This window comes from Chryseobacterium sp. CT-SW4, assembly GCF_048572715.1.
Taxonomy (GTDB): Bacteria; Bacteroidota; Bacteroidia; order Flavobacteriales; family Weeksellaceae; genus Chryseobacterium.
In genome coordinates this window covers 2,114,711-2,140,481 of record NZ_CP183840.1, presented here as the reverse complement: position 1 = coordinate 2,140,481, position 25,771 = coordinate 2,114,711, and the positions used below count along the sequence as shown (strand labels likewise).

The window sequence follows — 25,771 nt, the reverse complement described above, 5'->3', positions numbered from 1 at the left end:
ATGAAAGAAAAACTTTTTGTTGTAAAAATAGGCGGAGCTTTAATCGATGATGAGAATTTACTGAATGAATTTCTAACTCAATTTGCAGCCATTGAAGAAAAGAAAATCCTTGTTCATGGAGGAGGAAAGCTGGCCAATGTCCTTGCCGAAAAATTGGGCGTGAATCAGCAGATGATCAATGGAAGAAGGATTACCGATAAAGAAACACTGAATATCGTGACCATGGTATATGCGGGAAATATCAATAAGAATATTGTCGCTCAGTTACAGCAAAAAGATTGTGATGGGATAGGATTATCCGGGGCAGATGCAAATCTTATACAGGCAACAAAAAGAATCCATCCTGAAATTGATTTCGGATTTGTAGGAGATATAGATAAGGAGAGTGTTAACCGGAAAGTTATTTCCGGACTGCTTCAAATGAATATGATTCCTGTTTTTTCAGCAATCACCCATGACAAAAAAGGAAATCTTTTAAATACCAATGCAGATACCATAGCTTCAGTAATTGCACAGGCATTATCTGACCTGTATGAAGTGGAACTATTATTCTGCTTTGATAAAGAAGGAGTACTTGAAGATGTAGATCATCCTGAAACACTGATTAAGAAAGTATCGGAAAAAGATTTTTACACCCTGAAAGAAGAAGGAAAACTGCATAAAGGAATTTTACCTAAGCTCGAAAATGCTTTAGCAGCAGTTAAAAATAATGTAAGCAAGGTATTTTTAATTAAAGAAACCCAACTGAAAAACCATATAAAAAACAACCATGAAGGAACTGAAATCTGCTTATAGCTTGGAAGAATTAAAAAATAACGCCATTGAATTACTTAAAAAACTGATTGAAATTCCTTCATTCAGTAAAGATGAATATAATACTTCGGTGGAAATTGAATCTTTTTTTGCCAAGCATCAGATTCCGGTAAAGCGTTTTAAAAATAATATATGGGCGGTCAATAAACATTTTGACGAAACCAAACCTTCCATATTGCTGAATACCCATCACGATACGGTAAAGCCTAATAAAGCTTATACGCTGGACCCGTTTCTTGCCATTGAAAAAGAAGGAAAATTATACGGGTTGGGAAGTAATGATGCAGGAGGTTCGCTGGTTTCTTTAGCTCAGACCTTTTTACATTTTTATAAGGCAGAAGATTTAAAATATAATTTAGTTATTGCGTTGACGGCCGAGGAGGAGATTTCCGGACTGAATGGAATAGAAGCCCTGTTTCCCCAATTACCCAATGTGGTATTGGCAATTGTAGGAGAACCTACCCAAATGAATCTGGCTATTGCAGAAAAAGGGCTTTTGGTGATCGATGGAGAAATGAAAGGAACTCCTTCTCACGCTGCTCATCCCAATAATGATAATTCTATTGTTAAATGCATGGATGATTTGCAGCATATTTTAAACTTCAAATTTCCGAAAGTATCGGATTATTTGGGAGAAGTGAAAATTACCTTATCGGGGATCCATGCCGGAGTGCAGCATAATGTAGTCCCTGAGTCATGTACTTTCACGCTTGATGTAAGAGTAACGGACGAATATTCCAATAAAGAAGCCTTTGAGATCATCCGGTCTGAAATGAAATCCACTCTGAAAGCAAGGTCTTTCAGGTTAAATTCCTCAAAAATAGAAATGGATCATCCGTTTGTGCAGGCCGGGATAGCCATCGGAAGGACAACTTACGGTTCACCCACCTCTTCAGACCAGGCGATTATTCCGTGTACATCGGTGAAGATAGGCCCCGGAGACAGCAGGCGCTCCCATACGGCAGATGAATTTATATTCATTGATGAAATAGAAGAAGGAATAGATATTTATATAAGAATTTTAGAAAAAGTATTATAAAGAAATAATAGTACTTGTTTCAAATCAAGAGATATAGTTTAGTTTTTAATGTTTTGACTTCGCTCAGTATAATTAAAATTAAAACCCAGATTCATACATCCCAAGTCATAAGTAAATAAAGGTTTTAATTCATACGGAATATTTTCGTTCAGTATTGAAAATTATGCTGGGCAAAGCCGGAACAGAAGATATATTTAATACAATTATTATGAAAAAGATATGGCAGAAGGACGACCTGGCCACCAATATATTAGTCAATAACTTTACCGTAGGAAAAGATCTGGATTTTGACGAACGTTTGGCAAAATACGACGTTAAAGGATCTATGGCCCACTGTAAAATGCTGGCAGAAGTAGGAATTATTTCCGAAGAAGAATCCCGGCAGATGCTTGAGGTGTTATCCTCAGTATTAAAAGATATTGAAGCCGGAACATTCGTTATTGATAAAGAAGCGGAAGATATCCACTCACAGGTGGAAGCGATCCTTATAGAAAAATTAGGAGATACCGGAAAGAAAATTCATACAGCCCGTTCCAGAAATGACCAGGTTTTACTGGATATTAAACTTTATCTGCTGGACGAAATCCGGGAAATGACCCATCTTACCGATGGCTTTTTTCAGGTATTAATTCAGTTGGCTGAGCAGCATAAAGATGTGTTGCTTCCGGGATATACCCATTTTCAGATAGCGATGCCTTCCTCATTCGGACTTTGGTTCGGAGCGTACGCAGAGGCTTTGCTTGATGATCTGGAATTACTGTTTTCAGTAAAGAATATCATTAACAAAAACCCGCTGGGCTCGGCAGCTGGCTATGGTTCATCATTCCCGATCAACCGTGAAAGTACAACTTATAATTTAGGATTTCATACCATGAATTATAATGCCGTGTATGCTCAGATGACACGGGGAAAATCCGAAAAGGTGCTGGCAATGGCAATGGCTACATTAGCCGGAACATTAGCTAAGTTTGCGTACGATGTATGCCTTTACTTAAGCCAGAACTTCGACTTCATAAGCTTTCCGAAAGAATTTACGACAGGGAGCAGCATTATGCCGCACAAGAAAAACCCCGATATTTTTGAACTGGTTCGGGCAAGATGCAACAGAATTCAGGCTTTGCCTAATGAACTGATGATGCTGACAGGTAATCTGCCATCGGGATATCACAGAGATGTACAGCTTACAAAAGAGATCCTGTTCCCGGCCATAGATTCGTTAAAAGAATGTCTGGAAATCTTAAATTATACCTTACCCAATATTCAGGTAAAGGATGGGATTCTGGAAGATGAGAAATACAAATACCTTTTCAGCGTGGAAAAGATTAATGAAGAAGTAAAGAAGGGAAGTTCTTTCCGCGATGCCTATATTAAAATAGGAAAGGAGATTGAAAATAATGAATTTGACTTTGAGCTGAAAGATCTCAATCATACCCATCAGGGAAGTATAGGAAACCTTTGCTTAGATAAGATAAGTTATCAGTTTGATAAAATTAAAAACAAGCTGTTGGGTTAATCAATATCTATTTTGAACCGGGTAGCTTTTTTTACCTCGTGAAGAACAATAGAGCTATGATATTGTCCTATATTAGGAATATTTGATATTACATTTACGGCGAATTCATTATAGGAGTTAATATCCTTTGCGATAATTTTCAGCATATAATCGTATTCACCAGACAAGCTGATGACTTCCTGGACTTCGTCGTATTTTGTAATATGACTTTCAAAAGAAGCAAGAACCTTCTGGGATTGCTCCTTAAGACGGACATTACAGTAGACCACAATATTAAGCCCAAGCTTTTCACGGTTCAAAAGAACTACATATTTCTCAATGATCCCCTGTTTTTCCAATTGCTTGATTCGCTCATAGGTTGGAGTAAACGTAAGACCTATTTTCTCTGATATTTCTTTAACAGATAGAGTAGAGTCATCCTGAAGGATATTAAGAATCATAATGTCTTTTGCGTCCATAAAGTAAAATTGAATGATAACAAAAATATTAAGAAAAAATGAAAGAGAGGAATAATTAAGGTTTTTTAATTTATTTTAAAACTTCAGTTGGATGGTATCGGTAAATTTTTATATCTTTGCACCTAATGAATAAAAGAGTATTTATATCATTAGATTTACCGGGCGAAGACGCCCTTTACGATATTTATTGTTATTAAGCGAAGATTTGTCTTCGCTTTTTTTATGTAAAAAAAATTGAGATATTATGTTCACGACCACAGAATTAAGTACAGAAAAAATCAACAGTATCTTAGCAGAAGCTATGGCTTTTGCTAATGGGAAGACAGTAAAAGTAGATGGCGAATGTTTTTGTTCCAATCTTTTTTTTGAAGATAGTACACGAACCAAAACAAGCTTCGATATTGCTGAAAGAAAGCTGGGATTGCAGGTAGTACCCTTTGATGCTTCCAACAGTTCTGTAAATAAAGGTGAAAGTTTATATGATACCGTAAAAACACTGGAGAGCTTAGGAGTAGATCTTGTAGTGATCAGAGATAAAAGAGACCGATATTTCGATGAGCTTAAAAATATAAAAATTCCTGTAATAAACGGAGGAGACGGAAAAGGAAATCACCCTTCCCAATGTATGCTGGATTTAATGACCATCTATCAGGAGTTTGGGAAATTCGAAGGTCTTAATATCGGGATTGTAGGAGATGTAAAACACAGCCGTGTGGCCAATTCAAATGCAGAAGCATTAAGACGTTTAGGAGCTAAAGTATATTTCTCAGGACCAGAACAGTGGTTTGATGAAGGAGCTTTAATTAACGGGACTTATATGTCTCTGGATGAGCTGATCCGTGAAGTGGATGTAATCATGCTGCTGAGAATCCAGCACGAAAGACACGATACGCAGATGAACATCTCTTCCGCAGAATATCACAGAAGATATGGACTGACAAAAGAAAGAGAACAGCTCATGAAAGAAAAGGCGATCATTATGCATCCTGCACCTATCAACAGAGGAGTGGAAATAGACTCGGATCTTGTAGAATCTTCACGTTCAAGGATCTTTAAACAAATGGAAAACGGAGTATTCGCAAGAATGGCAATCCTTAAAGATGCATTAGAACAAAAAGGATTTAAATTTAAATAAAAAATATCGGGAAACAATCACGAATCCTGATAAAAAAATAAAATTCCCCTCCCTCGGAGGGGTGTCAAAAATAAAATTTTTGACGGGGTGGTAAAAAAAAGAAAAATAAATATCTAATATAAAAAATGAAGAAAAAATTAATACTGGAATCCGGTGAAGTTTTTCATGGCGAAAGTTTCGGAGCGCAATCTGAAACAGCAGGAGAAGTAGTTTTCAATACCGGAATGACAGGTTATCAGGAACTGATTTCAGACCCTTCTTACTGTGGGCAGATTGTTTGTATGACATATCCGCTTATCGGAAACTATGGAATCAACCGTGATGATTATGAAAGTATTGAACCGGCAATTAAAGGTCTTATCGTAAAAGAAATCTGTGATCTTCCATCCAATTTCCGTACTCAGATTACCTTGGATGAGCTGTTTCAAAAGAAAAATCTGTCAGGGATTTCAGGAATTGATACCAGGAAATTAACGAGAATTCTTCGTAACCATGGAGTGGTAAAAGGGAAAATCGTCAATGAAGATGCAGATGAAAAAGCAGTTGTAGAAGAGTTGAAGGCTACAACATTCCCGACTAATCAGGTAGAAACAGTATCTACAAAAACGCCTTATGCCAATCCGGGAAGAGGATTTAAAGTTGTACTGGTAGACTTCGGATCAAAATTAGGAATCATCAGAGAACTTTCCCAAAGAAACTGTGACATTATCGTAGTATCTCAGGACACTACAGCCGAAGAAATCTTACTGATGGATCCGGATGGAATCATGCTGTCCAACGGTCCCGGGGATCCCGAAGATAACCCTAAAGCATTGGAGATGATCAGAGGCTTACTGGGTAAAGTTCCGATTTTTGGAATTTGCTTGGGACACCAGTTGATCGGTCTTGCTTGTGGTGCCAAAACATTTAAATTACAATTCGGACACAGAGGAGGAAATCACCCTGTACTGGATCTGGAAAAAAACAGAGTTTCCATCACTTCCCAGAATCACGGTTACGCAGTAGATCAGGAAAGTTTAAAAGGAACCGACCTTATTGAAACCCATATTGCCCTGAATGACAGAACCAATGAAGGGTTGAAGCACAAAATTCATCCTTGCTTCTCGGTTCAGTATCACCCTGAGGCAAGTCCGGGCCCTGAAGATGCAAATTATCTGTTTGATGAGTTCATTCAGCTAATGGAAGACTTTAAAAAGTGAAGAATCAAGAGCCTAGAACCAAGAATCAAGATTTACGACTAAAAAGAGTATAAATGCACAATTTTGAGAAACTTCTTTTTTGGCAAAAGTCCATAGCGCTGGCAAAAAATATTTATACTATTTGTCAGGAGATCAGTAGTGACGAAAAATATGGAATAATTTCTCAGATTAAAAGATGTGCTGTTTCTATTCCGTCTAATATTGCTGAAGGTTCAGGGAGAAATAGCAGTAAAGAATTTAATCATTTTCTTGCTATTGCTTTAGGTTCTGCATTTGAATTACAAACACAGTTGATTTTGGTGAAAGAACTCAGCCTTTTATCAGAGGAAAAAGTAAATACTTTACTTGGTGAAGTATCTGAAATTCAGAGAATGATTTACTCATTTAAAAATAATTTAAAATAAAGTCTTGAATCTAGGCTCTAGGCTCTTGACTCTAATAAAAAAGAAAATGGCAAAACGTACAGATATAAAAACAATTTTAGTAATCGGCTCCGGACCTATCATCATCGGACAGGCAGCAGAATTTGATTACGCAGGAACACAGGCTTGTTTATCCCTGAAAGAAGAAGGATATAAAGTGATCCTGATCAACTCCAATCCGGCAACCATCATGACGGATGTAGAAATCGCAGATAAAGTATATATCGAGCCGATTTCCCTTCAGTTTGTAAGTCACATCATCAGAAAAGAACGTCCCGACGCGCTTTTACCAACACTGGGAGGACAGACAGGTCTGAACATGGCGGTAGAGCTTGAAAAATCTGGAATCCTTGAAGAATGTAAAGTGGAAGTATTGGGAACAAAACTTTCAGCGATCAACAGGGCAGAAGACAGGGATCTTTTCCGTGAGCTGATGAGAGAGCTGAACGAACCCGTACCGGAATCGGATATTGTAAATACAGTTCAGGGAGCATTAGACTTTGCTGAAAACATCGGTTATCCTGTAATTGTCCGTCCTGCCTTTACAATGGGAGGAACAGGAGGAGGAATCGCTTCCAATGTGACGGAATTAAAAGAAATTGCAGAACTTGGATTAAAGCACAGTCCGGTGACGCAATGTCTTATTGAGAAATCAATTGCAGGTTTCAAAGAAATAGAATACGAAGTAATGCGTGATGCAAACGACAACGCCATTGTAGTTTGTAACATGGAAAATATAGACCCGGTAGGAGTCCATACCGGAGACTCCATTGTGGTAGCACCTTCTCAGACCCTTTCGGACAGAGAATATCAGTTATTGAGAAATGCTTCCCTTAAAATTATCAGAGCATTGGGAATTGAAGGAGGATGTAACGTACAGTTGGCACTGGATCCACATTCATTCAACTACTATATCATTGAAGTAAATCCTAGGGTTTCCCGTTCATCAGCTTTAGCAAGTAAGGCAACAGGATATCCGATTGCTAAGATCGCTGCTAAAATAGCAGTAGGATTAACTTTAGATGAAATTATGAACCCGGTAACAGGTAAAACTTACGCTTGTTTTGAGCCGGCACTGGATTATGTGGTCACTAAATTCCCAAGATTCCCGTTCGATAAATTCGAAACGGCAGACAGAAGACTTTCCACACAGATGAAAGCGACCGGAGAAGTAATGGCCATCGGAAGAAACTTCGAAGAATCCTTACAGAAAGCCATCCGTTCACTGGAAACGGGGATCAGACATTTAGGGCTGAAGAAAAAGCAGGCCGACGCACTTACAGCAGAAGAAATCGAAAGAAGAATCAGGGTATGTGACGATGAAAGATTATTCATCATCGGAGATGCCTTAAGAAAAGGATATGACTGGGAACAGATTGTAGAATGGAGTAAAATTGATAAATTCTTCATCTGGAAATTAAAAAAGCTGGTTGATTTTGAAAAAGTAATCGCTGATAACAAATTCGACAAAGAAACATTAATCCAGGCTAAAAAATTAGGATTTGCAGATTTAAATATCGCTCACCTTTGGGAAGTAACCCAAAGAGAAGTTTTCAATTTCAGAAAAGAAAACGGAGTAATGCCGGTGTACAAAATGGTAGATACCTGTGCCGCTGAATTTGAAAGTGAAACCCCATACTTCTACGGAACCTATGAAGAAGAAAATGAAAGCGTAGTAAGCAATAAGGAAAAAGTAATTGTTCTGGGGTCAGGACCTATCAGAATCGGACAGGGAGTGGAATTTGACTATGCCACCGTTCATTCGGTTTGGGCGATCAAAGAAATGGGTTACGAAGCGATTATTATCAACAACAACCCTGAAACGGTTTCCACAGACTTCTCCATTTCCGATAAACTATACTTTGAGCCGCTTACCGAAGAAGATGTAATGAACATCATCGAGCTGGAAAAGCCAAAAGGTGTGGTAGTTCAGTTCGGAGGGCAGACTGCGATCAACCTGGCAGATAAATTAGCTTCCCACGGAGTTAAAATTCTGGGAACATCCTTAGAAGACTTAGACAGAGCAGAAAACAGGGATAAATTTGAAAAAGCCCTTCAGGAAATGGGAATTCCTCAGCCTTTAGGAAAAACATCCACATCCAAGGAAGAAGCCATCAAAATTGCTAATAAGATCGGTTACCCCGTATTGGTACGTCCAAGTTACGTATTAGGAGGAAGAGCGATGGAAATCGTTTATACCGAAACAGAGCTGGCCCATTACATGGAAAATGCAGTGGAAGCAAGTCCAGAGCATCCGGTATTGGTAGATAAATACATGGTCGGAAAAGAACTGGAAGTAGATGCAATCTGTGATGGAGAAACAGTCGTTATTCCCGGAATCATGGAGCACATCGAAAGAGCAGGGGTACACTCCGGTGACTCTATTGCGGTTTATCCGCCTCAAAGCCTTTCCCAGAAAGAAATCGATACGCTTGTTGATTATACCCAAAGATTGGCCCATGGATTGAATGTAGTAGGGTTAATGAATATCCAGTACGTTCTTTTCGAAGGTAATGTCTATGTGATCGAAGTAAATCCACGTTCTTCCAGAACAGTGCCTTTCCTTTCCAAAATCACCGATGTTCCAATGGCTAATCTGGCTACAAAAGCAATCCTGGGGCAGAAGCTTAAAGATCTTGGGTACAATAACGGATTGGTTCCTGAAAAAGAAGGAGTATTTGTAAAAGTACCGGTATTCTCATTCTCCAAGCTTACTAAAGTAGATATTTCCCTGGGACCTGAAATGAAATCCACAGGAGAAGTAATGGGGAAAGATACGACGCTGGAGAAAGCTCTTTATAAAGGATTAATTGCAGCAGGAAGAAAAGTTCCTATTCACGGTTCTATCCTCTTTACAGTGGCTGATAAGCATAAAGAAGAAGCAGCAGAACTGGCACAGAGATTCCATGAAGTAGGTTTCAGAATATGGGCGACGGAAGGTACGGCCAAATATTTTGAAGGAAAAGGAATTCCTTGCAAAATAGGATATAAAATAGGAGAGGATGATGTTAATTTAATCGACCTGATCCAGAAAGGAAAAGTACAGTATGTGGTGAATACTACAACAAAAGGAAAACAGTCCGAAAGAGACGGATTCCAGATCAGAAGGATGAGTGTTGAAAACGGAGTACCTTGTTTAACTTCCATGGATACCGTAGAAGCTATCCTGAAAGTGATAGAAAGTATGAGTTTCAAAATGACAGCCATGTAATGGAATAATCCATATAAAATTAAACCTCGCAAATCCTGCGAGGTTTTTTATTTTAATTAATAATATAAACCTAAAAATCAGGACCACACCCAAGATTTTTATTATAAGGAGCAATAAATTTCCAAAAAGCTTCACCTGCGCTATTCAGGTAATTGATGGAGTAATTATATTTTGTATTGGAGCCAACCAGGTAAATATATTCTTTGTAGAAATTGCTTGTAAACTTCACTACTGCAAAATGATACGTTTTGTAGTTCATAGAAACTTCATAGAATGTTACCTGGCTGATTGCTTTGCTGGATGGACTGAAGTAAGTGCTTCCATATCCTTCAGCTTTTACCATATCCAATGTCTCTTTACAGGATTGAGCCTTTAGAAATGCTGAATTGAAGAAGAATAAGATAATTAATAGTAGTGTTTTCATGGCTGGATATTTATTTAAAATCTAATTTCAAATATATTTTATCTTCTCCGGCTGAAAATACGGTTTCCCATAATATCAGCAGAAATTTCTTTACAAGTCTGTTTTAGCTTAATGAAACTTGTAGTCTCCCCAACCTCTGTCATTCAGAATGAAGCGAAGCGCAATGAAGAATCTTCCCACTTTTCACACCATTCTCCCTATGAAAACCCTTCATATCATTGATCACCCCCTGTCATTCAGAATGAAGCGAAGCACAATGAAGAATCTTCCTACTTTTCACACCATTCTCCCTATGAAAACCCTTCATATCATTGATCACACCTTGTCATTCAGAATGAAGCGAAGCGCAATGAAGAATCTTCCCACTTTTCACACCATTCTCCCTATAAAACCTCTATATACCATTGATCACCCCTGTCATTCAGAATGAAGCGAAGCGTAATGAAGAATCTTTTTCCCTCCCATCCACTACTCAAAAACAAAGAAATATCATTATTCTACAAAAAATAAAATTCAGTCCCCAAAATCACATACAAAATCTCTATCTTTAAAGGATTATCACAAGTAAAAACTCAAATGACAAAGCACCAGCAACGTGTAAAAGAAGTCGAAGACTTCTTCAATAATAAAGACACCGTTCTCGGTTTCAGAAAGCTGCTTGATTCTGCAATGGACACCCAGGATATGGATATTTATAAAGAAGCCATAGCACTTACCGACTGGAAAGAGCAACATCCCGGGTTTACGGAGGAATTTATAGAAAGATCGAAGACCTTACTTAAGAAAATTGAAAAGGTTCATGTGGAGGAATATCCAGTGGAAAGACCTATTCTTAAGGCAGAGAATATTCAGAAATCTTATGGAGCCAACCGCTTTTCCCTGGGACCGGTTTCCATGGAAATCAGAAAAGGACAGGTCTACGGATTGGTTGGAGAAAACGGAAACGGGAAAACTACTCTTTTAAGAATTTTGGCTAAAGAAATTTCATTTAATAAAGGAAACCTTGACTATTTATTCAAAGTAGAGCCCAAAAACGAATACGATCTCCGTACAAAGCTGGTGTATATTCCCCAAAGAACTGCCAAATGGTATGGAAGCCTGAAAGATAACCTTAAGTTTGTTCTTGCCAATTATGGAGTAAGTCCGGAAGAAAATGAAACCCGTACTTTAATGATGATTGCCCGTTTGGGACTTTGGAATTATAAGCATCTAAAATGGAGTGAGCTTTCCTCAGGGTACAAAATGCGTTTTGAGCTGGCCCGTACCCTTTTGAGAAAACCTGAAATGTTGCTGTTGGATGAACCTTTGGCAAACCTTGATGTATTGGCTCAGCAGATTATTCTTGAAGACCTGAAATCCATTGCCAATTCTGTCAATCATCCCATTGCATTGATCCTGAGTTCCCAACAGCTCTATGAAGTGGAGAAAGTTTCCGATAAAGTCATATTCCTTAAAAACGGGCAGTATAAAGATAATTCGGAGCAGGATGAGGCAGTGGAAGACGATTTGATTATTGAAATGGATACATCGGCTTCCAGAGAAGAACTGCTGGAAGTATTTCAGAATTTTAAGTTACAGAGACTTAATTACAACGGAGGAATGTATGTCGCTTATTTTGATCCGGAAACAGGATTCCATGAAGTAATGACTGCTTTAGGAAATGCAAAAACAAATATGGTTTATATCCGTAATATTTCATCTTCTACAAGGAGGTTTTTTGTTAACTAACCTCTTAAATCAAACTCAAAAATGAAAAAAATCAATCAAATAAATCAGCAGTTGCTGGAAAAATATCCTACCCTCTGGAACACTAAAATCGTATGGATGCTGCTGGCCGGTATTATTGTTCATATGATCTTTTTTATAATCGGGTATTTGTCTCATATGGATCCCAGGACCCTTCAGCGGTATAGTGTGAAAAATGATTATTTTGAAACCGGGATCATTTTTATACATCTTATTATCTCTATTCTGATGATCGTAGGGTGGCTCATTATGATGTTTAAGAATAATGCCTTTAAAAATTTCTATCCCACTTCAAAAGGAAAGCTCTTTACACAGTTTGTACAGTATTTCATTATTGTTTTTTGCTGTATAACCTTTTACTTCTCTTATATGTTAGGGTTTAAGGTTTTTCTCAATCAGAAATATCCGGAGGCAGAAACGAATAAGAATATAGAAATTATAAACAGGGCATACCCTTTCCTTTCTCAGAATCTGGAGCCTTATACGCTGGAAAACAGATTATATCCTCAGCCCTTTTTTGATTTATTTTGTGAAACGGATATCCATAAGATAGATAAAAGCAAAAAGTATTTCGTTTACTATGACAGAGCTTATCAGTTCAGTTCTATTTATGCAAAAACAAGTAATAAAACAGACCGGGAGGGAAATTATATAATTCCGGAACCGGAAAATACCAACAAAACATTAATTGCTTTTACATCTTTAAACGGTGATTCCAAAACTTTTTACTTTAAAAAAGATGTTGTGGATTTGTCCTCTTATATTAAAACCACCCATCCGAGCTATTATAATTTTGCCGATATATTTTACATCCGGGATGAAAACAATGATGTTTACAATAGAAGGAAATATCAAAAAGAGTACGTAGATAACAGAGATGAGAAACTTCAGAGATATAAAGCGGAAATTAATAAACAGACGGTTGAACTTTTAAATAAAAATAATCCGGCTGAAATAGAAAAGCTGCTTTCAGAATTTTTGAAAATATCGGAACAGTATAGAATCAGCACTAACCTTGATGCGAAATCCTGGACCCGGATGGTAGTAAATCCTCCTGATTTTGAAGTAAAAAGCTTTATTAAAAAGAATAACCCTCAAGAAGGAAAAGCATACGGTTTTGATGGTACTTATTATCCTGAAACAGCTGTTGCAGAACCCGTTGAAGCTACTACTCAAACGTTGGATGAAGATGGAAATATTATCAATGAACCAAATCTAGCTCTGGAACTTAATCCGGAACTTAATGTTCAGCTTTCTCCGGATAAATATTTTAAACAAAATATAACGGATTATTATTACTATTCGGATAACCTGAAAGACTTGTTAGGAAATGTAGAGAGCATGAGGTCCTATGATTTCTTTTTACAGGATATTCATATCTATCTTTGGATTTCTTTTTTCCTTTCTGTAATTATTTTCTGTTTTAGAATCACAGGGTTAAAGTCATTACTGTTCAGCATCATCAGTTCAGGGATTATTATACTCGCGGTTACGCTGGTTACTGTTTTATATTCTGTTTTCATAAAAGGAAAAGAAGAATATTTTGCAGCTTATTTAGGCCTGATCATTGGGCTTATTATTCTTATGGTTCCGCTTTTCAGGATGAAAAAAACAGGAAAAATGATTTCCTCCGTCTTTGTGAATATCTCTATGACCGGATTTACACTCTTTGTATTTCTTATTTTTGGAATTATTAGTATGCATCAGAATGAGATGTGCAGAGAAGTATCGGATAAAGTATGTACTACCCTTATTGAAGATCTGGGGTTGAGCTTAAGCTACATTCTCCTGATTTTTGGTTTTGTCTTCCTATATCTTTATACTTCGGTTCTTCAGAAATGGAAAGCAATGCCAGAATAAAAAAAAGTTTCATCAATTTGATGAAACTTTTTTTTATTAATAATATTAATTAGTTTTTTAATTATTAATAAACATAAAGTGTATAAGTTTTTTAAAGTGATATATATCATGTTTTTATTTAGAATTAATAAAAATAGTATATTTTTGCGAAAATTTACACATGAAAAAAACTATTATATCCCTTTCATTATTATCTGTGGTAATTGTGAATGCTCAGGAAACTGATACCATTAGGGTTTTTGAAATACAAAATGTATCCTTACAGGGAACCCAGAATTACAGAACAAAAAAATCAGAATCGGTAGCCAGGCTGCCTCTTGAAAATTTAGAAAATCCTACCGTTTATAATATTGTTCCCAAAGAGATCATCAGTGAGATGAATGCAGTGGATTTTAATACGGCAATGGCCTCTGCTCCCGGTGTAGTAGTAAATAATAGTGTGAATGACAGTGGAAATGATATTTTCATGAGAGGATTCAGCTCTTCTGCCAATTTCAGAAACGGATTGGTGCAAAATCCACGGGTACAATCAGAAATTGCCAATGTAGAAAGAGTAGAAGTAATCAAAGGACCCTCAGGGACTTTATTTGGAGGAACATTAGCAAATTATGGAGGAGTGGTTAATATTATTACTAAAAGGCCAAAGGAAGAATTCGGAGGGATCTTAAGCTATACTACAGGAAGCTGGGGTATGAATCGAATTGCTGCTGATGTAAATACTCCTTTAAATAAGGAAAAAACAGCTCTGGCAAGATTTAATATTGCAGGCTACTCACAGGATTCTTTCCAGGATTCCGGATTTAATAAAGGAGTATTCTTCTCCGGAAGTGTAGCATACAAAGTAAGTGATAAAACGACTGTAACCCTGGATGCAGAGTATCATGCTCCTAATAAAACTTTAAATGCTTATGTCAGAAATTCAGAGAAACTGACTTTACATTCCATGAAAGAACTGGCAGGAGCTCATGAAAGAGCATTTACAAGTAATGATATTGGTTCCAAGAGAACCAATTTTGTGACCATGGCTGAAGTAACCCACAGATTTAATAATCAGTGGACTTCCAGAACTTCTTATCAAAGGGGAGATGCCAATGAAAATGAATCTATTTTCTTGGTATTAACTTATTTAGATAATAATACGATAAGCCGTGGAATACGTCCTTTTGACAGTTATAAGGTAACAACTGATAATATACAGCAGAATTTCACCGGGGATTTTAAAATCGGAGAAATGAGAAACCGAATGGTAGTGGGGTTGGATTATTTTCAGCAGACTACAAAAAATCAATATGCCAGATTTGGAAATTCTGTTTTTGTGAATTATGATACGATTTCACTTGATTCGGATAGTCCATGGGAATCTATTTCCAGAAGTGGTGTTGAAAGTGTAAGTGCCACCAGAACGGCTACGATGTATGATATCACAAAGTTTAGCACATTCAGCGTCTATGTATCTGATGTTTTAAATATTACAGATAATTTTCTGGTAATGGCAAGTCTGAGAATGGACAATTATAAAAATGATAATACCATCAGTAACGGAGTGGAAACAGATGGAGAATATAAGCAAACTCAATTTTCTCCGAAGTTTGGACTTGTCTATGAAATTGTAAAAGATGAAGTATCATTCTTTGCCAATTATGTCAATGGATTTAAAAATTATGCTCCTTCTCTTAATCAGAATGGAGAACTTACTAAATGGGATCCTGAACAGGGAAATCAGGTGGAAACAGGATTTAAGCTTGATTTATTTAATAAAAAGCTTCTTACCACAATAAGTTATTATAATATCAATGTTAAGAACAGACTAATTGCAGATCCGGGGGGAATCGGATACATCCAGGATGGAAATATTAAGAGCCAGGGATTTGAGCTGGATCTTGTTGCCAATCCAGTTCCGGGATTCAATATTGTGGCAGGGTATGGTTTCAATGATAACTATTATAATGATAGAAGTGCTAATAATGGTAAGAGAACTGCATGGACACCGAAACATGTCGCCAACCTTTGGACCAGTTACAAAATTATGAATGGAATCTGTGAAGGATTAGGTTTTGGAGCCGGATTTAATTTTGTAGATAAAACATATATTAATATTACGAACCATTTCCTGTCGCCAGCCTATACTACAGTTGGTGCAACGGTGTTCTACGATAAGAAAAAGTACAGAATAGGTCTTAAAATGAATAATGCTTTTAACCAGATGTACTGGAATTTCTATGGACAGCCACAGAAGCCGAGAGAAATATTGGCCAATTTTGCTTTCAAATTTTAATACTAAAATATTCATCAACACAGAATAAAAGTTCATTATGAACAGACCATTTAAAATTATTGTATATACTATGCTGTTTCTGTTTAATTTCAGTATCAGCAAAGCGCAGGAGAAAGCCAATCAGAATGAGCGGCAGGAGATATTTTCAAACATTCTTCATGAAAAAAGAGAAATATGGGTACATCTTCCGAAAAGCTATAATAATTCAGCTATATCACCAGCTCAGTACCCTGTGATTTACCTTTTGGATGCAGAAATCAATTTTGAATATTACACTCCTATGGTTGATTTTCTGTCCAGATCACCCTATGCTGATATTCCTGAGTGTATTGTGGTTGGAATAGTAAATACGGAGAGAACCAGAGATTTTACTCCCACAAAATCATCTAAAAAAAATCCGATAAATCCGGCACAGGTCTTATTTGAAAACAGTGGCGGAAGCGCTGATTTTCTAAGATTCATTAAAGAAGAATTAAAACCTTTCGTTAATAAGAATTACCGCACACTGGATTATTCTATTCTTGCAGGCCATTCATTTGGAGGAGTATTTGTGATAGATACTTTATTGGAAGCTCCTGAAACATTCAATGGGTATGTAGCTAATGATCCGAGTATATGGTGGGATCATGAAGTTCTCGTGAAGAAGGCGGATGATTATTTAAAAAAGAACAAAGATTTCCCTGAGCAATTGTTTTTATATCTGTCTCAGGCAGATAATGAAGGCCAGGGAACCAAATGGGATGCTGATATGGGGGGAGCTGTCCGGCGATTTAAAGAAGTAATCGGAAAAAGTAAGGCATTGAATTTCGAACATCATTTTTATAAAGGAGAGCAACATGGAACAGTTTCTTATCCTGCTAATTATTATGCTTTAAAGTTTATTTTCAAAGGGTTCAGGACTGATATTAAACTGTTTTCCGGGCAGCCGCAAAAGCTTGAAAGAGAGTATGCCGAATTTTCAAAAAACAGAGGATTTACTTTTATACCGTCAGAAACTTATTTAAATGTGATTATTAAGTTTATGAAAAACAATAATTCTAAAGAACAGGAAACTTACTTTAATCAATTGAAAGAGAAGCTTTATCCTTCCGGAAAGGTACTTTCAAAATAGTTAAAAAATAATTGTCCATTTTCCGGTTGTAAAAAAAGAAGGCTCCATCTAATTTTACAATAAAAAAATGACAGGTATACAAAATTTTAAAAAGCTTCATTCTCAAAGTACCCCTTTATTACTGGGAAATGTTTGGAATGTTCAAAGTGCCAGAATCTATGAAAGATCAGGATATAAAGCCTTGGCGACTTCCAGCTCGGCCGTAGCTCATAGCCTGGGATATGAGGATGGTGAAAATATGACCTTTGAGGAGTATTTTTATATTATTAAAAGAATTGCGGAATCCGTGTCCATTCCTTTAACCGTTGATTTGGAAGGAGGTTATGGAAATACTCCGGATGAAGTGGCCAAACATATTGAACGGCTTGCTTCTATCGGTGTAGTAGGAATCAATATTGAAGACAGTATTGTTGAAGAAGGAGTCAGAAGGATTTTAGATAAAAAAGAAGCTTATGACCGCTTTAATACCATTGTTACAAAGCTGAAAGAAAAGAGAATTGAAATTTTTTACAATATAAGGACAGATGCTTTTTTACTGGGATTGGAAAATCCTTTACAGGAAACCTGTGAAAGAATTAAACTTTTTGAAAAATTAGGAGCTGATGGTGTATTTGTTCCGTGTATTATTTCAGAAAAGGATATTGAAGCTGTTGTAAAAGAAACCTCACTACCCGTTAATGTAATGTGCATGCCGGAACTTCCGGATTTTGAGATGCTCCGGAAACTGGGAGTAAAAAGAATTTCTTCAGGGAATTTTGCAAATGGCTATATTTACGGAAATTTGCAGACCGTAGCAGAAGCAATAATGGAGCAACAGGCATTCTCACCCCTTTTTATATGACAATATGGATCTTACAGAGGAAATAATGTACAGGGCTTCCTTCAATAAGGATATTTCATTTGAAGGTGTTTTCTGGATGGCAGTAAAAACAACCGGGATTTTTTGCAGACCGACTTGTACCGCAAGAAAGCCTAAGTTTAAAAATGTGGAATTCTTCAGGAATACTAAGGATGCAATCCTCAAAGGGTACAGACCCTGTAAAATATGCAGGCCTTTGGAAAATCCCGATGAAACCCCTAAACAAATCCAGGTATTATTACAGGAACTCTCGGAAAATCCAGCCATCAAGCTTAAAGATTATGATCTTATAAAAAGAGGGCTCGAACCGGTAAGTATACGGAGATGGTTCTTAAAACATCATGGAATGACATTTCATGCTTTTCAGAGAATGTTTAAAATCAATACAGCCTTTAAAAAGATGCAGCAGGGAGAACCTGTATCGCATGTCGCGTTTGACAGCGGATATGAAAGCTTAAGTGGATTTACGGAAAGTTTTAAAAATATTTTCGGGGCATCTCCCAAAAACACGAGAATGGAAAAACTTATAGATTTAAAAAGGATAGAAACCCCTCTTGGAACCATGATAGCCTGTGCCGATGAAAACGGGATTTGTTTATTGGAATTCTCTGATAGGAAAGCACTTCCAAAAGAACTGGAACAGATATCCAGACACTTTAATGCCAATATTATCCAGGGAGAAAATCAACATTTTCCGATATTGGAAAAACAGCTCCTGGAATATTTCAATGGAGAAAGAAAGGAATTTACGGTTCCTCTTTCCTTGGTGGGAAGTGATTTTCAGAAAAATGTCTGGAATATATTACAGGAAATTCCCTACGGAATGACGAGAAGCTATCAGCAACAGGCGGAAATTTTGGGAAATCCGAAATCGGTAAGAGCAGTAGCCAATGCAAATGGTCTTAATAAAATATCCATTATCATACCCTGCCATAGGGTAATAGGCAGCGATGGGAAGTTAACGGGCTATGGAGGAGGGATCTGGAGAAAGCAAAAATTATTGGAATTAGAGAAAGCTATTCTGTTCTGATTTTTGTATTTTTATCAAAAATTTTATCACGTGAAAAAGTTAATATTTGCTGTTTGTATATCAGTATCAACATTCAGTTTTGCACAGGATTATTCAGTACCTGCAGCAAGTCCGCGTCAGAAAGTGGAACAACAGTTTTCAATGTCTAAAATTACCATTGATTATGGTAGACCGGGAGTAAAAGGACGTAAGATCTTTGGAGAATTGGTTCCTTATGGACAGGTATGGAGAGCGGGAGCTAACTCTTCCACGAAAATTACTTTCGGACAGTCTGTAAACTTTGGAGGTAAAGTGGTTCCTGCGGGAACTTACGGATTATTTATCATTCCTTCCGAAAAAGAATGGAAGGTGATCCTAAACAAAGATTTTCAGCAGTGGGGATCCTTTACTTATGATGCCAAGCAGGATGTGGTGGATGTAACCGTACCGGTGCACCAGCTGGAAGATAAGCAGGAATGGTTTGAAATTACTTTAGATCCTACCGATGAAAATTCAGCTAATCTTGTTCTTAAATGGGATCATCTGGAAGCGGCAGTCCCTTTAAAGCCGGCAAAGCTTGATACCGTAATCAAAATCTCTGATAAATTGAAAGAGATCAAGAAAATAGAATCTGATGCTAATAAATCAAAAAGCTAGTTATGAATTTTTCTGTTCAAACTATCTTAGAAAATAAAGATTATCAGTTAATCCCCTTACAGCAAGGGGATTTTGAATCTTTATACGAAGTGGCTTCCAATCCTCAGGTCTGGGAACAGCATCCCAATAAAGACCGCTATAAAAGAGATGTCTTTGAAAATTTCTTTAAAGGAGCTATGGAAAGCAAAGGAGCATTTAAAATTGTGGATAAAGCTACCGGAAATGTACTGGGAAGCAGCCGCTATTATGGCTTTGAAGAAAAAGATAACAGTATTTTTTTAGGATATACCTTCTATGGCCCTCAATCCTGGGGCAAAGGAATCAATCCACAGATAAAGAAGCTTATGCTGGATTACATATTCCGGTTTGTAGATAAAGTACATTTTCACGTAGGGAAAGATAACATCCGTTCACGAATTGCCATGGAAAGACTGGGAGCTGTAAAGATTGATGAAAGGGAAGTGGCCTATTTCGGGGAACCTTCGCGGGCGAATATTGTATATGAAATTAAAAAAGAAAACTGGCTGAAATGAAAAAATATAAAATTCAGAAATCCCCTTTCGTAGTTCCTACTACGGACGGAAAACTTATTGAAGAACATTGGGGAAATACGACACAGAACTCTCATATTTCTATTGCTCATATGGTGGCACCTCCGCACTGGAGTGAGCCCCATCAGACTCCCGAATTTGATGAATTTACACTGATTATTTCAGGAAAAAAACAGTTTGAAATAGACGGCGAAATAGTAACTCTGGAAAAAGGTCAAAGTATTTTAATTGAAAAAGGAGCAAGAATACGTTACAGTAATCCTTTTGAAGAATCCTGTGAATATGTTTCTATCTGTCTTCCTGCTTTCTCTATAGATTTAGTGAATAGGGAAGAATCCTGATACTAATTTCCTTACACATTGGGATCTTCTTTCTTATTTTCTTTAGAATATTTCTTATTGCTCTCATCATTCCCCTGTCATTCAGAACGAAGCGAAGCGCAGTGAAGAATCTAAAAAAGACCCCAAAGATTGATACCCACCTTTTCTAAAGATCAGTAAACAGGAAAGCAGTTTAATAGTTAATTTTAACAAACTTAGCTAATCCTCTTTCCTTACTTTTAAAAACTTTTCCCCTGTCTATCAAATCATTTCTGTCATTCAGAACGAAGCGCAGCGCAGTGAAGAATCTAAAAAAACAAACACAAAGATCCCCTATAAAATCTTTGTGTTTAAGTATTAATGATAATTAAAATAATCTTAACTATTTAAGAACCTCCTTTAAAAACATCAGCGTATGATTCCAAGCCCTTTTAGCCATAATCTCATTATAATCCGCAGATTTAGGATCCGTAAAAGTATGTTTTGAGTGCGAATACGTAATAATCTGCCAGTCCGCATTTCCTGCATTCATCTCCTTGATCAGATTATCATAATCTTCTTTGGAAACACTCTGGTCATCAGCCGGATGCTCCACTAAAATTTTGGTGGCAAGAGGGCCATTGGTTCTTTTCTGATCTTTGGCAAGACTCCCATGAATGGAAACCACGCCAGCTACAGGAAGTTGACCTCTCGCCGCTTCAAGCGCACCTGTTCCTCCGAAACAATACCCGATAACCGCAATTTTATTTGCAGTGGCTCCGTTTTTTTTAAGCTGCTCCAACGCAAGTGAAATACGCTTTTGATAGGCATCGTAGTTTTGTTTGTAGTACCCTGAGCTTTTCATAGCAGCAGCATTATCAGCAGGAATATTACCTTCGCCATAAATATCAGCAATAAAAGCAATATAACCCTGCTTTTCAAGTTCAGCGGCAGCCGTTTTCGCTTCTTCGTCGATACCTTTCCAGGCCGGTAAGATAAGAATGCCGGGTAGATTTTTCCCCGCATTGGAGGTAACTAATCCATTAAGTTTCTGATTGCCGTCCTGATAAGAAACAGGAGCCAGCTTCTGACTGAAAAGACTTCCTGATGCCATAAATAAAGTGGTTAATAAGATTGAACGTAACATATTATTTATTTTTATGATTGAATTGTAAGCCTGTATGCTTTTCCCTGAGACCGGTTATAAATCTTTGGCTTAGGGGAAACCGTCAACTAATTTAATGAAAATAGCCGGAGGAGTTTACGAATATCAAAAATTTTTCAGCTTATTGCCTAACTGAATTGATGAAACTGATAAGTGTTTTCTGAATAAGTAGCAAAAATATGCTGAATACCATTCGTCAATATGATTTGCTCTGCCTGGATAATGGAGTTGTACCGGGCAGTCTGCTCAAATGTTTTTTCAGATAATTTGATCTGGGGAGCTTTACATTCTACCAGGATCTTGGGCATTGTTTTCTCAGTTACCAAAAGGTCGATCCGTTTGGTTAATCCATTAAGGACAATTTTTTTTTCGGTGATTAAAGCTGAGGCGGAATACCCTTTTACGGTCAGAAAATGATGGATCCAGTGCTGTCTTACCCATTCTTCAGGAGTAAGCAAAAGGTAAGTTTTACGAATTGTATCATAAATAAAAAACTTATCTTTGTCCTTCTTGAATTTAAAATCAAAAGAATCCTGAAAATTGAGTTTTTGAAGTTCCATTAGAAAATGAAAGAATTAGATTTAATCCTCAAAAATATTAAAAATAAAGAAGTTTTACCTATTTATTTTTTCCATGGCGATGAAGCTTATTTTATTGATGTGGCAGTGAAGGCTTTAGAACATGATTTCCTGGAAGAAGATGAAAAAGCATTTAATCAGACCGTAGTCTACGGAAAAGATACCTCTTACCCCGAAATTCTTTCTTTAGCAAGACAATTTCCCATGATGGGAGATAAGCAGGTGATTATCGTAAAGGAAGCGCAGGATCTGCGACTGAATGAAGAAGAAGGAAGACAGCTGGAAGCCTATGCGGAAAATCCGGTTCCCTCTACGGTACTTGTATTTGCTCATAAACATAAGAAACTCGATAGCAGGAAGAAAGTAACCAAAGCACTGGATAAAGGTAAATTCCTATTTCTAAGTGAATCTATTAAAGAAAATAATCTTCCTAAATGGATTGCTGATGAGTGCAATTCGCTGAATATCAAAACAGCCCCAAATATTTCCCACCTCCTGGCAGAATATTTAGGAAATGATCTTTCCAGGATTGCCAATGAGCTCAATAAGCTGAAAATAGTTCTTAAAGATGGGGAAATACTCGATGGAACCATTGTTGAAAATCATATAGGAATCAGTAAAGAATATAATGTCTTCGAGCTTCAGAAAGCATTAGGAGCCAAGAACTCCAATGCCGCATTCAAAATTGCACATTATATGGGAAAAAATCCTAAAAACAATCCGTTTGTGATGATGTTGGCAAGTTTATACAATTACTTTTCCAATGTCATTATTTATCAGACTTTAATAGGGCAGTCTCCGCAGACTATTGCTTCCCAGATGGGGATCAATCCTTATTTTATTAAAGATTATGCGGAAACGGCAAGGTTATATCCTTTAAAGCATGCTACCCGGGTTATTTCTATCCTTAGAGAATTTGATATGAAAGGAAAAGGTCTGGGAGCGGTCAATATGAGTGAAGCAGAGCTGATTAAGGAGCTGGTATATAAGATTATGAATGTGGATAAGATAAAAATGAAAGTTTAAAACTCCTCAATTGTATGGAGTAATGCAGGTGATTTCACTTCTTTTCCCGGAATGGTTATAAAATGAATAACGGTAATAAATATTAATTGACATTTCACATAGTTCTTATTGACAAGTATCATCAAAATAACTTTCAATAAACCCTAAAAATTCCGAAATTAGCGAACCTTTAAATAGTAATCTTTTTGAATATATATAATTATGGAGCAAAATATTTTAGATTGTGTAATAGTTGGATCTGGACCTTCTGGTTTTACAGCAGCAATATATGCGGCAAGAGCAGACTTAAAACCTGAATTATATACAGGTCTGGAACCCGGTGGACAATTGACAACCACTACGGAAGTGGATAATTTCCCGGGATATCCCAATGGTATTACAGGTCCTGAGCTTATGATGGATTTGCAGAAGCAGGCAGAAAGATTCGACACGAAAGTTCACTATGAAATGATCACTAAAGTAGAATTTTCCAAAGAAGTAGGAGGAGTACACAAATTATACGCAGGAAATAAAGAAATTTTAGCAAAATCAATAATCATCTCCACTGGAGCTACGGCTAAATATTTAGGATTGGATGATGAGAAAAAATATAATGGAGGAGGAGTTTCAGCTTGTGCTACCTGTGACGGTTTCTTTTATAAAGGGAAAGATGTTGCCGTAGTAGGAGCAGGAGATACGGCAGCGGAAGAAGCTACTTATCTGGCTAAGTTATGTAATAAAGTAACCATGCTGGTAAGAAAGGATGAATTCAGAGCTTCGAAGGCAATGGTTCACAGAGTAAACAATACTCCGAATATAGAAGTGAAGTTTCATCATGAATTAATAGGTATTGAAGGAGAAAATAATCTGGTGGAAAGAGCTGTAGTTATTAATAACCAGACCCAGGAGACTTCTACTATCGATGTACATGGAATTTTCATCGCTATCGGTCATAAGCCGAATACGGATATTTTTGTGGGACAAATTGATCTCGATGAAAACGGGTATATCGTAACGGAAAAAGGATCATCCAGAACAAATCTTCCGGGAGTTTTTGCTGCAGGAGATGTTCAGGATCATATCTACCGTCAGGCAATTACAGCTGCGGGAAGCGGATGTATGGCAGCAATGGATGCTGAAAAGTACCTGGCAGAGTTACATTAATATCATTATATCATATACTAAACGCACCGTAAGGTGCGTTTCTTTTTAATAATTATCATCATGAAAGATCTGTTGTATATTTTTATAGGAGGCGGAGTAGGGAGTACTGCCCGTTATATTGTTTCTAGCTATACTCAGAAAATGTGGAATATTAACTCTTTTCCTGTAGGAACTTTTGTAGTAAACGTGCTAGGTTGCTTTATTATCGGGTTTTTGATCGCCTATTTTACAAAGGTGGATAATTCCCTGAAATATCTGTTGATTACGGGATTTTGTGGAGGATTTACAACCTTTTCCACTTTTTCCGCAGAAAATTACTCATTATGGCAGCAACAGGAGTATGGAACCCTTGCTGTCTACATTCTTTTAAGTATAATACTGGGATTGGCAGCGGTAGTTCTGGGTATGAAATCAGAAATTGTATTACACTGATTATTTCTATCAAAAATAATTTCCCTGATTTTTAAGGGATTATTAAAAAATGTTAGAATTTCTCTTCAATTTTTTTTGCAGAAAACAAAAAGAGTTCTATATTTGCACCACTGAAAACAACGGCATAGTCGTTATTCAGGAGAGTTGGCAGAGTGGTCGATTGCGGCAGTCTTGAAAACTGTTGACTGTAACAGGTCCGGGGGTTCGAATCCCTCACTCTCCGCGAAGAGAAAAATTAAACCTTCAAATTTATTTGAAGGTTTTTTTATTTCTAAAACATTTCTTTTCCTTCTTTTTCCTTCACAAATTTTATAATTAGTGTTACGAAATTAAAACTTATAAATTCTATTATTTTTTATGAATTACGGGAAACCGTAAGGAATGAGTTATGGTATAAATTATTTTTGATCAGAATAATTATAAGAATAACTTATGAAACAAAAAATTATTGAAGCAATTGAAAATCAAAATGTAATAGAGTTCTATTACGAAGGAGGATTGAGAGTTATAGAACCTCACTGTTATGGTGAAACTACTGCTGGAAACAAAGGTTTAAGAGGTTACCAAATAGATGGATATTCTTCATCAGGTCAAATGGGGTGGAAAATGTATGATTTAAGTAAGGCTGATAATATTGAAATAACAGAAGATAGATTTGAAGTGAGGACTGGCTATAAAAGAGGTGATAAAGGAATGTCTGAAATTTATGCCGAAATCTAGTTATGGAAAGATACAGGAATTCAGGAGGAAATTCAGGAGTATTAGCTTATGAAATCGGTTCAGATTACATACTTATAAGGTTCGCAAGTAAATCTTTTATCTACAGTTATAGTTATAGTAAAGCTG

25 protein-coding genes and 1 tRNA gene are annotated in these 25,771 nt (G+C 36.8%); 22 read left to right on the top strand and 4 right to left on the bottom strand.

From position 1 onward, the window contains the following. The 3 genes from argB (at nt 1) to argH (ending at nt 3,365) form a co-directional block, all read left to right on the top strand. Complete coding sequence (argB, locus tag ABJ974_RS09675) at nt 1–795, top strand: acetylglutamate kinase (protein ID WP_419868044.1); 795 nt, start codon at nt 1–3, stop codon at nt 793–795. Next, nucleotides 770–1,852, top strand: coding sequence for a M20 family metallo-hydrolase (locus tag ABJ974_RS09670; RefSeq protein ID WP_419868043.1), 1,083 nt, complete (start codon nt 770–772; stop codon nt 1,850–1,852). Before argB ends, ABJ974_RS09670 begins: the two co-directional genes overlap by 26 nt. 208 nt (nt 1,853–2,060) lie before the next feature. Continuing rightward, nucleotides 2,061–3,365, top strand: coding sequence for an argininosuccinate lyase (argH, locus tag ABJ974_RS09665; RefSeq protein WP_419868042.1), 1,305 nt, complete (start codon nt 2,061–2,063; stop codon nt 3,363–3,365). Here the strand turns inward: argH and ABJ974_RS09660 are convergent. Then, nucleotides 3,362–3,823 carry an Lrp/AsnC family transcriptional regulator gene (locus tag ABJ974_RS09660; RefSeq protein ID WP_419868041.1) on the bottom strand — a complete coding sequence of 154 codons (462 nt, stop codon included), beginning with the start codon at nt 3,821–3,823 and terminating at the stop codon, nt 3,362–3,364. The two genes, argH and ABJ974_RS09660, sit on opposite strands and share 4 nt — an antisense overlap. 244 nt (nt 3,824–4,067) lie before the next feature. On the opposite strand from ABJ974_RS09660, the gene ABJ974_RS09655 reads away from it, so the two are divergent. The 4 genes from ABJ974_RS09655 to carB all read left to right on the top strand — a co-directional run bounded on the left by ABJ974_RS09655 (nt 4,068) and on the right by carB (nt 9,790). After that, nucleotides 4,068–4,958, top strand: a complete 891-nt coding sequence (locus ABJ974_RS09655) for an aspartate carbamoyltransferase catalytic subunit (protein WP_419868040.1) — start codon at nt 4,068–4,070, stop codon at nt 4,956–4,958. Between the two features lie 125 nt (nt 4,959–5,083). Continuing rightward, complete coding sequence (locus ABJ974_RS09650; RefSeq protein ID WP_419868039.1) at nt 5,084–6,157, top strand: carbamoyl phosphate synthase small subunit; 1,074 nt, start codon at nt 5,084–5,086, stop codon at nt 6,155–6,157. Nucleotides 6,158–6,210: 53 nt separating this feature from the next. Next, nucleotides 6,211–6,561 carry a four helix bundle protein gene (locus ABJ974_RS09645; RefSeq protein WP_419868038.1) on the top strand — a complete coding sequence of 117 codons (351 nt, stop codon included), beginning with the start codon at nt 6,211–6,213 and terminating at the stop codon, nt 6,559–6,561. Between the two features lie 46 nt (nt 6,562–6,607). Beyond that, nucleotides 6,608–9,790, top strand: a complete 3,183-nt coding sequence (gene carB / locus ABJ974_RS09640) for a carbamoyl-phosphate synthase large subunit (protein ID WP_419868037.1) — start codon at nt 6,608–6,610, stop codon at nt 9,788–9,790. Nucleotides 9,791–9,860: 70 nt separating this feature from the next. Here carB and ABJ974_RS09635 read toward each other — a convergent pair whose 3' ends face one another. After that, nucleotides 9,861–10,214, bottom strand: a complete 354-nt coding sequence (locus ABJ974_RS09635; protein WP_419868036.1) for a hypothetical protein — start codon at nt 10,212–10,214, stop codon at nt 9,861–9,863. A gap of 148 nt (nt 10,215–10,362) precedes the next feature. Between ABJ974_RS09635 and ABJ974_RS09630 the strand changes: the two genes are divergently transcribed. From ABJ974_RS09630 to ABJ974_RS09585, 10 genes are all read left to right on the top strand, one after another. Beyond that, complete coding sequence (locus tag ABJ974_RS09630; protein WP_419868035.1) at nt 10,363–10,644, top strand: hypothetical protein; 282 nt, start codon at nt 10,363–10,365, stop codon at nt 10,642–10,644. A gap of 146 nt (nt 10,645–10,790) precedes the next feature. After that, entirely contained in the window at nt 10,791–11,942 is a 1,152-nt protein-coding gene (locus ABJ974_RS09625; RefSeq protein ID WP_419868034.1) for an ABC transporter ATP-binding protein, read from the top strand. Between the two features lie 21 nt (nt 11,943–11,963). Beyond that, nucleotides 11,964–13,820 (top strand): hypothetical protein, encoded by a 1,857-nt coding sequence (locus ABJ974_RS09620; RefSeq protein WP_419868033.1) that lies wholly within the window; start codon nt 11,964–11,966, stop codon nt 13,818–13,820. A gap of 160 nt (nt 13,821–13,980) precedes the next feature. Continuing rightward, a complete protein-coding gene (locus ABJ974_RS09615; RefSeq protein ID WP_419868032.1) occupies nt 13,981–16,095 on the top strand; it encodes a TonB-dependent siderophore receptor in 2,115 nt (704 codons plus the stop codon). Nucleotides 16,096–16,132: 37 nt separating this feature from the next. Next, on the top strand, nt 16,133–17,206 hold the full coding sequence (locus ABJ974_RS09610; protein ID WP_419868031.1) for an alpha/beta hydrolase: 1,074 nt from the start codon (nt 16,133–16,135) through the stop codon (nt 17,204–17,206). Between the two features lie 67 nt (nt 17,207–17,273). Further along, nucleotides 17,274–18,047, top strand: a complete 774-nt coding sequence (locus ABJ974_RS09605) for an isocitrate lyase/PEP mutase family protein (protein WP_419868030.1) — start codon at nt 17,274–17,276, stop codon at nt 18,045–18,047. Between the two features lie 4 nt (nt 18,048–18,051). Next, on the top strand, nt 18,052–19,095 hold the full coding sequence (locus ABJ974_RS09600; RefSeq protein ID WP_419868029.1) for a bifunctional transcriptional activator/DNA repair enzyme AdaA: 1,044 nt from the start codon (nt 18,052–18,054) through the stop codon (nt 19,093–19,095). A 30-nt stretch (nt 19,096–19,125) separates the two neighbouring features. After that, a complete protein-coding gene (locus tag ABJ974_RS09595; RefSeq protein ID WP_419868028.1) occupies nt 19,126–19,731 on the top strand; it encodes a DUF2911 domain-containing protein in 606 nt (201 codons plus the stop codon). A gap of 2 nt (nt 19,732–19,733) precedes the next feature. Next, nucleotides 19,734–20,264 carry a GNAT family N-acetyltransferase gene (locus ABJ974_RS09590; protein WP_419868027.1) on the top strand — a complete coding sequence of 177 codons (531 nt, stop codon included), beginning with the start codon at nt 19,734–19,736 and terminating at the stop codon, nt 20,262–20,264. Next, nucleotides 20,261–20,623, top strand: a complete 363-nt coding sequence (locus tag ABJ974_RS09585) for a cupin domain-containing protein (RefSeq protein ID WP_419868026.1) — start codon at nt 20,261–20,263, stop codon at nt 20,621–20,623. Before ABJ974_RS09590 ends, ABJ974_RS09585 begins: the two co-directional genes overlap by 4 nt. 361 nt (nt 20,624–20,984) lie before the next feature. On the opposite strand, the gene ABJ974_RS09580 is transcribed toward ABJ974_RS09585, so the two are convergent. Then, nucleotides 20,985–21,728 carry a dienelactone hydrolase family protein gene (locus ABJ974_RS09580; protein WP_419868025.1) on the bottom strand — a complete coding sequence of 248 codons (744 nt, stop codon included), beginning with the start codon at nt 21,726–21,728 and terminating at the stop codon, nt 20,985–20,987. A gap of 146 nt (nt 21,729–21,874) precedes the next feature. After that, nucleotides 21,875–22,306, bottom strand: coding sequence for a type I restriction enzyme HsdR N-terminal domain-containing protein (locus tag ABJ974_RS09575; protein ID WP_419868024.1), 432 nt, complete (start codon nt 22,304–22,306; stop codon nt 21,875–21,877). Between the two features lie 6 nt (nt 22,307–22,312). On the opposite strand from ABJ974_RS09575, the gene holA reads away from it, so the two are divergent. The 5 genes from holA to ABJ974_RS09550 all read left to right on the top strand — a co-directional run bounded on the left by holA (nt 22,313) and on the right by ABJ974_RS09550 (nt 25,645). Next, complete coding sequence (gene holA, locus ABJ974_RS09570) at nt 22,313–23,350, top strand: DNA polymerase III subunit delta (RefSeq protein WP_419868023.1); 1,038 nt, start codon at nt 22,313–22,315, stop codon at nt 23,348–23,350. A 201-nt stretch (nt 23,351–23,551) separates the two neighbouring features. Then, complete coding sequence (trxB, locus tag ABJ974_RS09565; RefSeq protein ID WP_419868022.1) at nt 23,552–24,493, top strand: thioredoxin-disulfide reductase; 942 nt, start codon at nt 23,552–23,554, stop codon at nt 24,491–24,493. Between the two features lie 60 nt (nt 24,494–24,553). Next, entirely contained in the window at nt 24,554–24,925 is a 372-nt protein-coding gene (gene crcB, locus ABJ974_RS09560) for a fluoride efflux transporter CrcB (protein ID WP_419868021.1), read from the top strand. A gap of 138 nt (nt 24,926–25,063) precedes the next feature. Next, nucleotides 25,064–25,148 (top strand) — tRNA-Ser (locus tag ABJ974_RS09555). A 209-nt stretch (nt 25,149–25,357) separates the two neighbouring features. Next, complete coding sequence (locus tag ABJ974_RS09550; RefSeq protein ID WP_419868020.1) at nt 25,358–25,645, top strand: hypothetical protein; 288 nt, start codon at nt 25,358–25,360, stop codon at nt 25,643–25,645. Nucleotides 25,646–25,771 lie beyond the last annotated feature (126 nt).

Coding starts and splice junctions, on each gene's coding strand:
- argB (WP_419868044.1), top strand. CDS start 1: ATGAAAGAAAAACTTTTTGTTGTAAAAATAGGCGGAGCTTTAATCGAT.
- ABJ974_RS09660 (WP_419868041.1), bottom strand. CDS start 3,823: ATGGACGCAAAAGACATTATGATTCTTAATATCCTTCAGGATGACTCT.
- ABJ974_RS09630 (WP_419868035.1), top strand. CDS start 10,363: ATGAAGCGAAGCGCAATGAAGAATCTTCCCACTTTTCACACCATTCTC.
- ABJ974_RS09590 (WP_419868027.1), top strand. CDS start 19,734: ATGAATTTTTCTGTTCAAACTATCTTAGAAAATAAAGATTATCAGTTA.
- ABJ974_RS09605 (WP_419868030.1), top strand. CDS start 17,274: ATGACAGGTATACAAAATTTTAAAAAGCTTCATTCTCAAAGTACCCCT.
- ABJ974_RS09615 (WP_419868032.1), top strand. CDS start 13,981: ATGAAAAAAACTATTATATCCCTTTCATTATTATCTGTGGTAATTGTG.
- carB (WP_419868037.1), top strand. CDS start 6,608: ATGGCAAAACGTACAGATATAAAAACAATTTTAGTAATCGGCTCCGGA.
- holA (WP_419868023.1), top strand. CDS start 22,313: ATGAAAGAATTAGATTTAATCCTCAAAAATATTAAAAATAAAGAAGTT.
- ABJ974_RS09620 (WP_419868033.1), top strand. CDS start 11,964: ATGAAAAAAATCAATCAAATAAATCAGCAGTTGCTGGAAAAATATCCT.
- ABJ974_RS09670 (WP_419868043.1), top strand. CDS start 770: ATGAAGGAACTGAAATCTGCTTATAGCTTGGAAGAATTAAAAAATAAC.
- ABJ974_RS09575 (WP_419868024.1), bottom strand. CDS start 22,306: ATGGAACTTCAAAAACTCAATTTTCAGGATTCTTTTGATTTTAAATTC.
- ABJ974_RS09625 (WP_419868034.1), top strand. CDS start 10,791: ATGACAAAGCACCAGCAACGTGTAAAAGAAGTCGAAGACTTCTTCAAT.
- ABJ974_RS09610 (WP_419868031.1), top strand. CDS start 16,133: ATGAACAGACCATTTAAAATTATTGTATATACTATGCTGTTTCTGTTT.
- ABJ974_RS09655 (WP_419868040.1), top strand. CDS start 4,068: ATGTTCACGACCACAGAATTAAGTACAGAAAAAATCAACAGTATCTTA.
- crcB (WP_419868021.1), top strand. CDS start 24,554: ATGAAAGATCTGTTGTATATTTTTATAGGAGGCGGAGTAGGGAGTACT.
- ABJ974_RS09645 (WP_419868038.1), top strand. CDS start 6,211: ATGCACAATTTTGAGAAACTTCTTTTTTGGCAAAAGTCCATAGCGCTG.
- trxB (WP_419868022.1), top strand. CDS start 23,552: ATGGAGCAAAATATTTTAGATTGTGTAATAGTTGGATCTGGACCTTCT.
- ABJ974_RS09650 (WP_419868039.1), top strand. CDS start 5,084: ATGAAGAAAAAATTAATACTGGAATCCGGTGAAGTTTTTCATGGCGAA.
- ABJ974_RS09550 (WP_419868020.1), top strand. CDS start 25,358: ATGAAACAAAAAATTATTGAAGCAATTGAAAATCAAAATGTAATAGAG.
- ABJ974_RS09600 (WP_419868029.1), top strand. CDS start 18,052: ATGGATCTTACAGAGGAAATAATGTACAGGGCTTCCTTCAATAAGGAT.
- ABJ974_RS09580 (WP_419868025.1), bottom strand. CDS start 21,728: ATGTTACGTTCAATCTTATTAACCACTTTATTTATGGCATCAGGAAGT.
- argH (WP_419868042.1), top strand. CDS start 2,061: ATGAAAAAGATATGGCAGAAGGACGACCTGGCCACCAATATATTAGTC.
- ABJ974_RS09635 (WP_419868036.1), bottom strand. CDS start 10,214: ATGAAAACACTACTATTAATTATCTTATTCTTCTTCAATTCAGCATTT.
- ABJ974_RS09585 (WP_419868026.1), top strand. CDS start 20,261: ATGAAAAAATATAAAATTCAGAAATCCCCTTTCGTAGTTCCTACTACG.